Here is a 13,567-nt window from a genome sequence, read left to right as displayed (position 1 = left end):
GCTCAGGCGGCGGGGCGACGGGCCAGGCCGAAGTGGTCGGGGTCGGCGAGCGACCAGTCGCCCGCCCAGGCGGCGGAGGGCTCCGCCAGCAGCTCGCCGGGCTCGGTCCAGTCCCACAGCTCGGCGTAGGAGCGGACGACCATCGGTGCGACCACGCGGCGGAGCATCTCCGGGCGCAGGTCCGCGTGGTCCTCCACGCCCATCGAGGCGATCATGCGCAGCGCCTCCTCGACGGTGGCCTGCTGGTAGCGCCGGACGCGCTGGTACTTGTCGTCGACGTCGAGGGCTCGGGCCCGGCGCGGGTCCTGGGTGGCGACGCCGACCGGGCACTTGTTGGTGTGGCAGCGCTGCGACTGGATGCAGCCGGTGGCCATCATCATCGCGCGGGCGGCGTTGGTGTAGTCGGCGCCCTGGATCATGCGGCGCACGATGTCGGCGCCGGTGGCGACCTTGCCTGACGCGCCGATCCTGATGCGGTCGCGCAGACCGGTGCCGACGAGGGCGTTGTGGACCGTCAGGAGCCCCTCGGTGAGCGAGGACCCCATGCGGTTCTCGAACTCGAGCGGCGCCGCCCCCGTGCCGCCCTCTCCGCCGTCGACGATGATGAAGTCCGGCGTGATCGACTCGGCGAGCATCGCCTTGCACAGCGACAGCACCTCGACGCGGCTGGACACGCAGAGCTTGAAGCCGACCGGCTTGCCGTCGCCGAGCTCGCGCATGCGGGCCAGGAAGTGGACGAGCTCACGCGGTGTGGAGAACTCGCGGTGGGCGGCGGGGCTGATGCACTTCTCCCCCACCGGCACACCTCGCGTGTCCGCGATCTCCTGGCTGACCTTCTCACCGGGCAGCACCCCGCCGATGCCGGGCTTGGCGCCCTGGCTGAGCTTGACCGACAGGCACTTCACCGAGGGCAGTGCGGCCTTCTCGGCGAACTGCGCCTGGTCGAGCCGGCCGTCCTTCGTGCGGGCGCCGAAGTACCCGCTGCCGATCTCCCAGACGAGGTCTCCCCCGTGCTCGAGGTGGTAGGGGCTGATGCCGCCCTCGCCGGTGTCGTGGGCGAAGCCGCCCTGCTTCGCACCCCAGTTGAGGGCCCGCAGCGCGTTGGCCGACAGCGCGCCGAAGCTCATCGCGGAGACGTTGAGCAGGGACATCTCGTACGGCTGGCGACAGTCGGGGCCGCCGATCGTGACGGTCGGCGGGTCCGCAGGCGGCTCGACGGGGGCCGTGGAGTGGACGAGGTACTCGTAGCCGACCTCGTTGACGTCGAGCTCGGTGCCGAACGCCTTCTCCCCGTGCACGCCCTTGGCGCGCTCGTAGATGACGGAGCGCGTGTCGCGGTCGAACGGCCGGCCGTCGACGTTGCGCTCGATGAAGTACTGCTGGATCTCCGGCCGGATCGACTCGAGCAGGAAGCGCATGTGCCCCAGGACGGGGTAGTTGCGCAGGATCGAGTGACGCGGCTGCACCAGGTCCCAGACGCCGAGGGCCACGAGCGCCACCAGCACGCCGAGCAGCACCCACCAGGCCGCGGACCCGAGGACCGCGGCGACCAGCGTGAGCAGGACGAGGACGCCGAGGACCGCCAGGAGCAGGAAGCGCGCGACTCCCGCCTCACGCCACCTCATCAGGACCGGACCACCGAAAGTCGTTGCATGCTGCAAGCATGTCACCGGGTCCCTCACGACGCAGTCCGTCGACCGTGGACGTCTGCGAGGATGGATCGACGCGCGGGGCCCGCCCCGCCGCGGGCCTCTGGGACATGGGGACTTTAGTTCAGTGCTGCGGAAACACGACGCTGTAGTCTGCAGCCCCAGCGCCTGGCGAGGATGCTGTGCTCTCATGATCGGAACGCGTGAGACCTTCAAGAGCGAGAACGCAACGAGCGCAGATCGGGAACGCCACCAGCTGGCGCGAGCAACGTCCGCTGTGTGACCTGTTCGTTAGGGCATGAGGTCGAAGAGGACGTGCAACGACCGGCTTCTCGGCGAACACATCATCCCGAGACGCGACATAGCCCGCGGCGCCCGCCCGGGGGCGGACTGAAGCCGGATGTTGCGCGGGGCCTACTCGACGCGGCTGAAGTCGGCCGACTTCGACGGCAGGATGATGTAGCGGAAGCGCAACAGCGGCGCTCCTGACTCGCTGGACTCGCGAGTCTGAACCTCGTCAACCAGCAGGGCGGCCCAGTACCCGTTCATGTTCTGCAGCACTGCGGCATCGCCGACGCGGACGGTCCGAACGCGTGACGAACTGTCGTAGTCCGTCCCATCCCCCACTTCCGAGAACTCCGTGACGCCAGGCGCGAGAGCAACCGTCGAAACGTTCGGGGCGTCGTTGTACACGTAAACAACCGTGGGTCCCGCCTCTGATACGGCCACCGTGAACTCGTGATCATCCGCGCCGATCGTGAACCGGCCGTTGTTGTTGGAGTGGTCGTACTCGGCGCGGCCGGTCAGCTCGCGACTGATGTATCGCTCGGCACGATGCCGGACAGCCGCCCGCGCCTGCGCCTCTGTGGCACCGCTTGCGAACGGGCTTGGGCCCAGGGGCGGCTTCGGTAGCACTGGGCGGCCGTGGAGCTCGTGGACCAACTCCATGAACCGCTCCTCGAACTTCGAATTGTCGGTGAAGTCGATGTACTTCGCGGCGCCCATGTACCTCGGGAGCTTGCGCTCGGTGTTGTTCCTGAGTACGGGAACGATCCGGTCACTGTTCAGGTCGGCCATGACACTGGCAGCGATGATGCGGCGCTCATACCCGACACCACCGGCGGGGTCATCGGACTTGATCCGGTACTGGTCGCTGACGACGGCTAGCACGCGGCTGTTCTCGTCTCCGGACTTCTCCATGAACAACGCCATGTCGGAGCCGAGGGAGGTGTCGAACCTATCGAGGACGACGTCGATGCCCTGGCCACGAAGCTGCTCGGCGAGCGAGGTGACCCAGGCGATGTGGTCCTCGTCGTCCCAGGAGTAGGAGAGGAACGCCTCGGGCGCCAAGGCGTCAGCCGTGGCGCGGCTCGTGGTTTCGGTCACAGGGTCCTCCTGGCTCACGCCTAGCGTACGAGGACTGTCTCAGCGGCCAGCGTCGGTCACAAGTCGGCGTCGGCTCATCTCGCCGACGCCGGTGACGCGGGTCGGCACCCCCTACCGGCGCCTCTCCCTGCGACCAGCCACACGACCAGTTCGCCGGACGGACCGTCATGGTGCGCCCCGTACTCCTTTGTCAGCCGCGCACCAGTGATGACCCTTCTACCAAGCCCGACGCAGTCTAGTTCCGATCAACGGAACCAACCGGTTTCGCCAGGAAAGAGCAACGCCGAGACTGGCGATGCCGACCGAAGGGAAAACCGTGAGCCTGACCGCAGAACAACGCCTCGCAGCAGATCTCCTGAACCAAGCGCGGGTCGAGGCCACCGCGACTCCGCCAGTGCGCGACATGCTCGGCTCGACCGACGTGGCCGGCGCGTACGCGGTCCAGGCCGAGCTGACCCGCAGGCGCGTCGAGGCGGGAGCGACCGTCGTGGGCCGAAAGATCGGGCTGACGTCGCCCGCCGTGCAGAAGCAGCTCGGTGTCGACCAGCCCGACTTCGGCGTCCTGTTCGAGGACATGGCGTTCACCAACGACGCGAAGGTCGCGATCGACGATCTCGTCGCGCCCAAGGTCGAGGCGGAGGTCGCCTTCCTGCTCGGTGCTGACCTCGACGGGCCTCTCGACCTGGACACGGTCCGATCCGCGGTCACCCACGCCATCCCCGCGCTGGAGATCGTCGACAGCCGTGTCGCCGACTGGGACATCACCATCGTCGACACCGTCGCCGACAACGGCTCGAGCGCCGCCTACGTCCTCGGCACGGAGGCGAAGGCACTGACCGACGTCGAACCACGGGACGTCGAGATGACCCTCACCGTCGACGGCGAGGTCGCCTCGACCGGCAACGGCGCCGCATGCCTGGGAGATCCGCTCGAGGCGTTGCTGTGGCTCGCGCGCACCGCTCAGGACTTCGGCGAGCCGCTCCGTAAGGGGCAGGTCATCCTGTCGGGCGCGCTCGGGCCCATGGTCCCGGCGAGTCCCGGGACCACCGTGCACGCCGACATCACGGGTCTGGGATCGGTCACCATCCACTTCCAGCAGGAGGCACCCGCATGAGCAGGACCAAGGTTGCAGTGATCGGGTCGGGCAACATCGGCACCGACCTCATGCTGAAGATCCTTCGGCTCTCCGACTCGCTCGAGATGGACGTCATGGTCGGCATCGATCCCGACTCTGACGGACTCGCTCGTGCAGCGAAGAAGGGCGTGCGCACCACGCACGACGGCGTCGACGGCCTGATCGCGATGGACGGCTTCGACGACATCGACATCGTCTTCGACGCGACCTCTGCCAAGGCCCATGAGGCGAACGCGGCCAAGCTCGCTCCGTTCGGCAAACAGCTCATCGATCTGACCCCGGCAGCCATCGGACCCTACGTCGTGCCGCCGGTGAACCTCGAGGAGCACCTCGACGCCGACAACGTCAACATGGTGACCTGCGGCGGCCAGGCCACGATCCCAGTCGTCGCTGCCATCTCCCAGGTCGCGCCCGTCGCGTACGCCGAGATCGTCGCCTCCATCGCCTCGCGGTCCGCCGGCCCCGGCACCCGCGCGAACATCGACGAGTTCACCGAGACCACCTCAGCAGCCATCGAGGCCGTCGGTGGCGCCGGCCGTGGCAAGGCGATCATCATCCTGAACCCCGCCGAGCCGCCGCTCATCATGCGCGACACCGTCCTCGCTCTCATCGGCGACGCCGACGAGAACGCCGTCCGCGACTCCATCCGCGCCATGGTCGACCAGGTCGCCCAGTACGTGCCCGGCTACCGCCTCAAGCAGGAGGTGCAGTTCCGCAAGCTCGAGGGCGACGAACCCGTGCACACCCTCCTGCCCGAAGGTGCTGCGCCGGTCACCACTCAGGTGACCGTGTTCCTCGAGGTCGAGGGCGCCGCGCACTACCTCCCGGCCTACGCCGGCAACCTCGACATCATGACGTCCGCCGCCCTGCGAGTCGGGGAGAAGAAGGCGGCCCAGCGAGAGGCATCGCGATGACCAAGGTCTTCATCCAGGACGTGACACTGCGAGACGGCATGCACGCCATCCGGCACCGCATCGACCCGAGCGAAGTCCGTCGCGTGGTCCGCGCGCTCGACGCCGCCGGCGTCGACGCTCTCGAGGTGGCGCACGGCGACGGACTCGCCGGCGGTTCACTGAACTACGGCCCCGGCAGCCACACCGACTGGGATTGGCTCGAGGCTGCGGCCGAAGAGCTTCAGCACGCGCGTCTGACGACGCTGCTCCTGCCCGGCATCGGGACCATCCACGAGCTGAGGCGCGCCTACGACATCGGTGTCCGCTCGGTCCGCATCGCCACCCACTGCACGGAGGCCGACGTCGCCGCCCAGCACATCGACTTCGCCCGTGGGCTCGGCATGGACGTCTCTGGGTTCCTAATGATGAGTCACATGGCCGACGCCGCGAAGCTCGCCGAGCAGGCCGCCTTGATGGAGTCCTACGGCGCGCACTGCGTCTACGTCACCGACTCCGGCGGGCACCTGACCATGAAGGGCGTCGCCGAGAGGGTCCAGGCCTACCGCGACGTGCTCGACGACGACACCGAGATCGGCATCCACGCCCACGAGAACCTGAGCCTCTCGGTCGCCAACAGCGTCGTGGCCGTCGAGAACGGCGTCACACGCGTCGACGCCTCTCTCGCAGGCTTGGGGGCCGGCGCCGGCAACTGCCCGATCGAGCCGTTCGTGGCCGTGGCGAACCTGGAGGGCTGGGAGCACGCTTGCGACCTCGCTGCGCTCCAGGACGCGGCCGACGACATCGTCCGACCACTGATGGACCGCGCCGTCCAGGTCGACCGCGAGACGCTCACCCTCGGGTACGCGGGCGTCTACTCCAGCTTCCTGCGGCACGCAGAGAACGCCTCACGCCGCTACGACGTCGACGTCCGCGACATCCTCACCGAGGTCGGAGCCCGCAAGCTCGTCGGCGGGCAGGAGGACATGATCGTCGACATCGCCCTCGACCTGGCGAGAGCCGCGAGCTGAGATCTGCTCAGACGTGGCGTGTCGCGCGACGGCCGAACGTCGCACCGATGCCGTGCGCGGCTGACTTCACCGCCGCGCCGTGCTGAGCCGGACGGAACCGGGTGACCGGACCGGTGACACTGATGGCGGCGATGACCCTGTCGTCACCGTCCAGGACTGGTGCACCCACGCACACGATGCCGACGGCTGACTCCTCGAACTCGAACGTCGTGCCTGTGCGGTGGCACTCTTCGAGCTGGTCGTTCAGCACGGTCGGCGAGGTGATCGTGCGGGACGCCAGTCGCGGGAGCGGGGCGGAAAGCACCTCGGCGCGGAGCTCGTCGGGGGCGTGGGCGAGCAGCGCCTTCCCGATCGCTGTTGCGTGGAGCGGCATGCGTCCGCCGAGTCGTGACGGAGCGGCGGCTTGCTTGTGTCCACCCATCTTCGAGACGTACACGACCTCGTGGCCGTCTCGGACTCCCAGGTGGACGGTCTCGTGCGTCCGTTCGTAGAGGTCTTCGAGGAACGGGGTGGAGACCTCGATGAGGTTGCGCTCGACCGATGCGCGCATGCCGAGCTCGAAGACGAGCATGGACAGTCGGTAGCGGTCCGAGACACGGTCGAGCAGACCGGCAGCCTGGAGGTCCACCAGGTGTCGGTGCAGCGTGGCCTTCGGCAGGTTGGTGCTCTGCTGCAGGTCGGTGAAGCTCAGCGTGGTCCGCTCGACCGTGAAGCTGAGCAGCACCGCCATGGCCTTGCCGAGGACCGTGTGGCGGCTGTCCGCCTCAGGCCCCGCCATGGCCGTCGTCCGCACCGAAGATGGCGACGGTCTCCTCGATGTGTGACTGCATCGCGACGCGCGCGACCTCCGCGTTGCCGGTGCGGATGGCACCACGGATGACATCGTGGTCGTGGTTGCGGTGGTCCACCGCGTCGCCGATGGCTCGCTTCCCGCCGACGGTGCTGATGAAGAAGTCGCTCATGTCCCACATGCGTTCACTGAGCTCGGCCATGATGCGCGAGTGGGCCATGCTGTGGATCGCGAGATGGAACTCGCGATTGCGGAAGCGGTAGTCGCGGGACCGTTGCTCGGCGTCGCTCTCGTCGTGCAGCTCGGCGATGGCGTCCCAGGCCGCGTCGAGGTCGCTCAGCTGCTGATCCGTGCGGCGGGCTGCTGCCGCCGCGGCGATCTCGCCCTCGAAGCGTCCGAAGAGCTTGAAGAAGTCGCGGACCTCTCGTGCGGAGTACTCGGCGACGCGGCAACCGCTCTGGGGCACGATCTGGACGATCCCGATCGCCTCGAGCCGACGCATGGCCTCCATCACTGGCTGCTTGCTCACGCCGAACTCGGTCTTCACCTCCTCGATGGAGATGCGAGACCCACTCGGGTAGTCGCCGTCGAGGAGTCGCTCCTTGAGCACGTCGAGGACGGCGACCGACAGCCGACCGCCGCCTGCCCGGACGGTTCCGTTGGTGCTCGTGGTCATGTGCTCATTGTGACGTGGCGACCGACTTCGGCGCGGCGGCCACGGTCGGGGCGTCGGCCCGTCCGATGCGGCCGGGCAGGAGAGCCACGGACACGACCGAGATGGCGGCAACCGCCAACAGGTACGCGACGACGAGGTTGGTCGAGTTGTTGATCGCGAACAGCGCCGTGGCGATGGTCGGCGCGAACGCCGACCCGGCGACCTGGGAGATGGTGTAGCCCACCGAGGCACCGCTGTAGCGGACCTCCGGGCTGAAGACCATGGAGAAGAGGGAGCCGGTGACTCCGCCGGCGGGGGCCATGGCGATCCCGAAGACCAGTACCAGCGCGATGCCGAACTTCACCGGGTCCCCGGTGTTGATGAGCGCGAAGGCCGGAGCGATCACCACGAGCATCGCGACCGCGCCGATGAAGTAGGTCGTCTTGCGTCCCCAACTGTCGGACAGTCCGCCGAAGACCGGATACAGGATCGTGGCCACCACTGCGGCGACGAACACTCCCATGAGGACGTCGGATCGTTCCATGCCCAAGCCGTTGCTGCCGTAGCCGACCAGGTACGACATGGTGATGTAGGCGAAGACGCCCTGGGAGAGGTAGGTGCCGGCGACGAGGAAGATCTCGCGCGGGTGACGGCGGAACGCCTCGGCAACGGGCAGCTTGATGGGCTGGTCCTGGCGCTCGCGGGCCGCTTCGAACTCGGGGCTCTCGTCGATGCTGGTGCGGATCACGAGCCCGACGATGACCAACAGCGCCGACGCCAGGAACGGCAGACGCCATCCCCACGACTCGAACGCATCTGGCGAGAGCTTCGAGGCGAAGAAGAAGGCGATCGTCGCGAGGCCGACACCCGCGGGGGCGCCCATCTGCGGGAAGGCGCCGAAGAAGCCTCGGCGTCCGTCGGGTGCGTGCTCGACCGCCATGAGCGTGGCACCTCCCCACTCCCCACCCACGGCGAACCCCTGCAGGAGACGCAGAAGCGTGAGGAGGATGGGAGCTGCGATGCCGATCGAGGCGTAGGTGGGCATCAGGCCCATGAGGACGGTCGCGGTCCCCATCATGACGAGGGAGATGACGAGCATCTTCTTGCGGCCGACCCGGTCTCCGAAGTGTCCGAACACGACGCCGCCCACGGGTCGTGCCAGGAAGCCGACGCCGAAGGTGGCGAACGAGAGGAGGGTGCCGACGAGTGGGCTCGAGTCAGGGAAGAACAGCGCCGGGAAGACCAGTGCGGCCGCAGTGCCGTAGATGAAGAAGTCGTAGTACTCCACGGTCGTGCCGATGAAGCTTGCGACGGCGACCTTGGTAGGGGATGTCTTCTTGTGCTCGACGTTGATGTCGGTCATGGCGATGCTCTTTCGGTGAGTGCCGGGCTCAGTCGAGCGTGGCGGTGGTGAGGGCGAACCCGGCGATGAGTTCCTTGATGGGGCGGTAGTACGAGTGGGTGACGGTGTAGGCACCTGCCGCCGAGAGGGCGGAGTAGCCGGCGATCCAGGTGCGGACCTCGTGCGAGGAGTTGCCGGCCACCCGTGTCATCTCGGCCGGGTCCCACGTGTCGAGCGGGGTCAGGTCGCCCGAGGCGGTGATGTCCAGGAACGTCCGGTCCCACTCAGGGGCCAGTTCCTGGATGTCCGCCGTCCCTGCGGCGAAGTCCTTGGCCGCCTGGATGACCCGCTGCTGGCGCGCCTGGCGAGCGTCGGGGCTGAGCGGCTGGTTCTCGCCCATGAGCATGGACTTCTGCTGAGGTGTGGCCGACGCGATCCGCGGCACCGGTGGATCGTGCGAGAGCCCCCCGGAGGAGATGAGCAGGACCTTCTGGTCCAACGTCGAGAGGTAGCGACCGACGGCCTCGCCGAGGAGGCGGATGCGCTGGACCGGCGTGAAGGGTGGCGCGACGGAGTTGATGAAGATGGGGATGAACGGCTTGGCCGTGATGTCGCCGTAGACGATCTCCATGGGCTGGACGGCGCCGTGGTCGACGTCCATCTGCAAGGACACCGCGAGGTCGATGCCGTCACCGATGACGGACTCGGCCAGGCCTCGGGCGAGATCCTCGGGGACGTCGAGTGCCCCGGCCTGGCTGCCGTAGTCGCCGATGCTGGTGGCGGCGTAGCCGATGCAGAACGCCGGCATCAGGTTGTAGAAGAAGCCGTTGTAGTGGTCGGGGCCGAAGTTGACGATCACGTCCGGGTCGAAGTCCGCCACGAACGTCCTGGCCACGTCGAAGTTGTGCTCGAGCTCCTCGGCGACCTCCTGGTCCAGGTCGGCGTACTCGAGCAAGGGGCTGTGGCTGGTGGCCAGGAGCGCGAGCGTCACGAGGTCTCGCCTCCGTGGCCGTTCAGGAGGAAGTCGAGGTGGAGCTTGTTGAAGGTCGGCGTGTCCTCGTACTGGGGCCAGTGACCACACTCCTCCATGACTGCCAGGCGTCCGTTCGGGATGAGGTCGGCGATCCGACGACCCTCGTCCACGGGCCCGGACGGGTCCTTCGTGGTCCAGACGACGAGCGCCTCGGTTTCGATCGCGCGCAGGTCGTCGTCGGAGATCATGTTCCGCTTGCGTGTCTCCAGGTCCTGCAGCGCCATGTTGGACTCGGCGGCCTTGAGCCAGTCGGGCTGCTCGAAGATGGCCTGACGGGTGCGGATGAGGTCGTCGGTGACCATCGTCGGGTCGGCCATGAGCCATTCGAGTCGGGCCTTCACCCGGTCCCAGGACGGGTCCTTCGCGGCCTCCATCGACAGCGTGTAGAGGCGCTCCATGACCTTCGGGTTGGCCATCGTGCCGCCCATCGTGTTGAGGACGATGCGCTGGACGCGGTGGGGGTGGGTCTGGGCGAGACGTGCCGTGACCCAGCCGCCGAGGGACTCGCCACTGAAGTGTGCCGAGTCGGCGCCGAGGGTGTCGAGCACGGCGGTGACCTGGTCGATGTAGTGCGGGATCTCCAGCGGATGATCGGGCTTGGAGGAGTAGCCGTGACCGATGAAGTCGATGGCGTAGACGTTGAAGTGCTCCGCGTGTGCCTGCAGGTTTCGCACGTACGCCTCGGCGTGGCCGGTGATCCCGTGCAGGAAGAGCAGGAGCGGCTTGGACTCGTCGCCGGCGTGGAGGTAGCGCGTGCGGTACTGCCCGGCCTGGAGGAAGCCTTGGCTGAACTCGACCTGGTTCAGGTCGTTCCAGACACTGGTGTAGGGGCGGGTGCTCATGGTGATGGTCTCCTCAGAGGGCGTCGGGGGTGGTCTGCGGCACGGCGATCGGGCGTGGCCGCGTGCTGAAGTCGGGCTGGTCGGCCGCATCCCCGGTGGCCGCCTCGCGGTGCGGGCGATCGAGGACGTCGCAGACGGCGTCCTCGAGGTGGTGGAGGGCCTCGGTGTCGTCCCACACGGCATCGGCGTGGCGCCACGCGACGTATCCGTCGGGTCGGACGAGCAGGGCACCTGCCTCGTCGATCTCGCTGACCTTGCGCCAGTAGCCGTACGGGTCGGCGGCGCCGGGTTCGCCCACGACGACGGTCCGAAGCATGGGCAGGTCGAGCTTGTCGGCGGCGGTGACCCAGGCCGCACCGGAGATGCCGGTGAGGAGGGTCATGCGACCGCGACCGACGACGTCGAGCGTGGAGATGCGGACTCCGTCCGTGTCGACGAGCCACGCGTGCGGCAGCTTGGCACCGGGTCGGGTGGTGGCTTGGAGGTACAGCTCGCGGTCCCGCCGCCACTCCTCAGGCTCCGCGTCCGGCTCGGGTCGCACCGCGGTGGAGTCGTACCGCTGGTTGAGCTCGACGCCGTGTGCGTTGAACTCGGTGTTCTTCAGCTCCAGCGCCGCGTAGAGACGCTCGCGAGCCGCCGCGCCTTCGGGCGTCGGTGACTTGAGCTTCTGCAACCCCGCTGTCACGGGATCGCCCGCGTCGCGGTCGAAGAACTCGCGAAGGCCGGCGTAGTCCTTCCGGGACTGGTTGGCCCGAGCGACGATTTGCTTGCCGACCGGGGCCCGTTCGGTGCTGTAGGACTCGAGGAGCTGGTCACCGGCGTAGCCCTTGACCGCGAACGCGATCTTCCAGGCCAGGTTGAAGGCGTCCTGCATCGAGGTGTTGGACCCGAGTCCGCTGCTCGGAGGGTGCCGGTGGACCGCGTCGCCGCCGCAGAAGACTCGTCCTCGGGAGTACTGCGTGGTGTGCTGCTGGTTCACGTACCAGAGCGACTTGGTGAGGATGTCGACCTCGAGGTCGGGGTCCCCGACGAGTGTGCGGATCTGAGCCGTGACGACGTCGTCGTCCAGGTTCGGCTCGCCGGCGGACATGTCGAAGCCCCATCCGGCGATCCACTGGTTCCACGGCTTGATGGCACGCAGCAGCCCCATGCCGATCTCACCGAACCCCGCGTTGGAATTCATGATCCAGTGCAGGATGCTCGGTCGGTGCGCGACGTACTTCGACAGATCGGCGTCGAACAGGATGTACGCGGTGCCGGCCCGGGCCAGCTCTCCCTCGAAGGGCAGCTCGATCTGGTCGGCGATGACTGAACGAGCTCCGTCGAACCCGAGCAGGTAGCGGGCCCGCTGGGTGAAGACGTGTCCGGTGCGGTTGTCCCGGAACCGAACCGTCACGCCGTCAGCGTCCTGCTCGTGGTCGATGTACTCGGTGTCGAAGCTGAGGACGGCTCCGCGCTCGGCCGCCTTGTTGATGAGGATCGGCTCCATCAGCGGCTGCGGAACGTCGAGCATGGTGCACGGACTGCCGGTCAGGTAGTCGCCGTAGCGAGGATCTCCCGTGCCCCAGGTCTGCAGTCTCACGACCTCCTCGCCGGCGAGGCTGGTGGTGAAGAGCGTGTCGCCCATCTGCTCCCACGGGGTCGCGAAGCGCCGAGCTTCGTCCTCGAGGCCGAGGTCGCGGAGCACCTCGACGGCGCGCTGGTTCGTGATGTGGGCGCGGGGTGAGTTCGCGACCCACGGGAACATCGTGACCGCGTGGACGCGCACTCCGTAGGTGGCGAGTGCGACCGCGGCGACGCCGCCCGCGGGGCCGAGTCCGACCACGACGACGTCGGTGTCGTAGCCGCTCCCGTCATCCGGGAAGGGCTCGAAGATCGGGGCCGGCAGTTCGTCAGTCATGTGTGCGCTCCGCGTCTGACTTGAGTGGATCGATTCGTCCTCAGGAAGGTGACCGTGGTCACCTCTTGGCTGTTCTAGCATGCCAGTTGCTCGAGATGCAACCCGCGCCGCAGGCGCTTAGCTCGCTTGGAACTGCTGACATAGCGCTGAACAATGGGGGTAAAGACCGCAAAAGGTGAAGTTTCTTCGATCAGCCCTTGTGGGCCGGGTCACAAAGCTCTACGGTGACTAGCACGCCAGTTGGAGCAGGCTCAGCGCCGCCAACCCCCGCGATTCGCGCACTGGCTGATCACTCCCACCAGATCGGACGGAACCATGGATCTCAACGCCTCCACCACGGCGTTCATCGCCTGCCACTTCGAGAACGATGTCGTCGGCGCGGACGGAGCCTTCGCGCCGTTCTTCCGCGCCCAGGTCGAGGAACGCGGCGTGCTCGCGGTCGCGCGCCGCCTCGTCGACGGCGCCCACGACAAGGGCGTCCAGGTGGCCTTCACCCGCGTGGCGTTCAAGGAGGGACACAGCGACCTGGTCACCAACATCCCCCTGCTCGGCGTGGTCGCACAGCAGGGCTCGCTCCTGGACGGCAGCCCCGGCGCCGACATCGTCGACGAGCTCAAGCCGACGGCCGAGGACTGGGTCATCACCAACCCGAAGGTCAGCGCCTTCGCCAGCAGCGATCTCGACGAGCGACTCAAGAACGCAGGCATCGACACCGTCGTGCTCTTCGGCGTCGCCAGCAACGTGACCATCGAGAGCAGCGGCCGCAGCGCCGGCGACCTCGGGTACCGCGTCGTCGTGGTCGAGGACGCCTGCTCGGCCGCATCGCCCGAAGCCCACCAGGCGACCATCGAGAGCTTCGGCCTCCTCGGCGAGGTCGCGTCCGCCGACGACGTCCTCGCCGCCCTCTGACATCC

The 13,567-nt window shown here is 67.9% G+C and carries 12 protein-coding genes; 4 read left to right on the top strand and 8 right to left on the bottom strand.

Annotated features, from left to right (window positions below):
- Positions 1–2 precede the first annotated feature (2 nt).
- Together NUV38_RS04985 and NUV38_RS04980 are read right to left on the bottom strand one after the other, a co-directional pair.
- Complete coding sequence (locus NUV38_RS04985) at positions 3–1,625, bottom strand: FMN-binding glutamate synthase family protein (RefSeq protein WP_257728056.1); 1,623 nt, start codon at positions 1,623–1,625, stop codon at positions 3–5.
- Positions 1,626–2,063: 438 nt separating this feature from the next.
- A complete protein-coding gene (locus tag NUV38_RS04980) occupies positions 2,064–3,053 on the bottom strand; it encodes a toll/interleukin-1 receptor domain-containing protein (protein ID WP_257728055.1) in 990 nt (329 codons plus the stop codon).
- 298 nt (positions 3,054–3,351) lie between these two features.
- Here NUV38_RS04980 and NUV38_RS04975 point away from each other — a divergent pair, with 298 nt between their 5' ends.
- Genes NUV38_RS04975 through dmpG form a run of 3 tightly spaced genes read left to right on the top strand, consistent with a single transcriptional unit; the run spans position 3,352 to position 6,091 of the window.
- On the top strand, positions 3,352–4,149 hold the full coding sequence (locus NUV38_RS04975) for a 2-keto-4-pentenoate hydratase (RefSeq protein ID WP_257728054.1): 798 nt from the start codon (positions 3,352–3,354) through the stop codon (positions 4,147–4,149).
- Positions 4,146–5,084, top strand: coding sequence for an acetaldehyde dehydrogenase (acetylating) (locus NUV38_RS04970; protein WP_257728053.1), 939 nt, complete (start codon positions 4,146–4,148; stop codon positions 5,082–5,084). The genes NUV38_RS04975 and NUV38_RS04970 overlap by 4 nt, the downstream gene beginning before the upstream one ends.
- Positions 5,081–6,091 carry a 4-hydroxy-2-oxovalerate aldolase gene (gene dmpG, locus NUV38_RS04965; RefSeq protein WP_257728052.1) on the top strand — a complete coding sequence of 337 codons (1,011 nt, stop codon included), beginning with the start codon at positions 5,081–5,083 and terminating at the stop codon, positions 6,089–6,091. Before NUV38_RS04970 ends, dmpG begins: the two co-directional genes overlap by 4 nt.
- Before the next feature lie 7 nt (positions 6,092–6,098).
- Here dmpG and NUV38_RS04960 read toward each other — a convergent pair whose 3' ends face one another.
- The 6 genes from NUV38_RS04960 to NUV38_RS04935 are packed head-to-tail and all read right to left on the bottom strand — an operon-like array spanning position 6,099 to position 12,653.
- Positions 6,099–6,869 carry an IclR family transcriptional regulator gene (locus tag NUV38_RS04960; RefSeq protein WP_257728051.1) on the bottom strand — a complete coding sequence of 257 codons (771 nt, stop codon included), beginning with the start codon at positions 6,867–6,869 and terminating at the stop codon, positions 6,099–6,101.
- Complete coding sequence (locus tag NUV38_RS04955; RefSeq protein ID WP_257728050.1) at positions 6,856–7,557, bottom strand: GntR family transcriptional regulator; 702 nt, start codon at positions 7,555–7,557, stop codon at positions 6,856–6,858. Before NUV38_RS04955 ends, NUV38_RS04960 begins: the two co-directional genes overlap by 14 nt.
- 4 nt (positions 7,558–7,561) lie before the next feature.
- On the bottom strand, positions 7,562–8,899 hold the full coding sequence (locus NUV38_RS04950) for an MFS transporter (protein ID WP_257728049.1): 1,338 nt from the start codon (positions 8,897–8,899) through the stop codon (positions 7,562–7,564).
- A gap of 28 nt (positions 8,900–8,927) precedes the next feature.
- A complete protein-coding gene (locus tag NUV38_RS04945; protein WP_257728048.1) occupies positions 8,928–9,869 on the bottom strand; it encodes a 3-carboxyethylcatechol 2,3-dioxygenase in 942 nt (313 codons plus the stop codon).
- Entirely contained in the window at positions 9,866–10,753 is an 888-nt protein-coding gene (locus NUV38_RS04940; protein WP_257728047.1) for an alpha/beta fold hydrolase, read from the bottom strand. Before NUV38_RS04940 ends, NUV38_RS04945 begins: the two co-directional genes overlap by 4 nt.
- A 13-nt stretch (positions 10,754–10,766) precedes the next feature.
- On the bottom strand, positions 10,767–12,653 hold the full coding sequence (locus NUV38_RS04935) for an FAD-dependent monooxygenase (protein ID WP_257728046.1): 1,887 nt from the start codon (positions 12,651–12,653) through the stop codon (positions 10,767–10,769).
- Between the two features lie 315 nt (positions 12,654–12,968).
- Here NUV38_RS04935 and NUV38_RS04930 point away from each other — a divergent pair, with 315 nt between their 5' ends.
- The gene (locus NUV38_RS04930) at positions 12,969–13,562 is read left to right on the top strand and encodes a cysteine hydrolase family protein (protein WP_257728045.1); all 594 of its coding nucleotides are present in this window, start codon (positions 12,969–12,971) and stop codon (positions 13,560–13,562) included.
- Positions 13,563–13,567: the final 5 nt, after the last annotated feature.

This window comes from Aeromicrobium sp. 50.2.37 (genome assembly GCF_024655735.1).
In the GTDB taxonomy this organism is placed as follows: Bacteria; Actinomycetota; Actinomycetes; order Propionibacteriales; family Nocardioidaceae; genus Aeromicrobium.
Note: the sequence above shows the minus strand (reverse complement) of the source record. Positions and strands in the feature narration are given on the sequence as shown.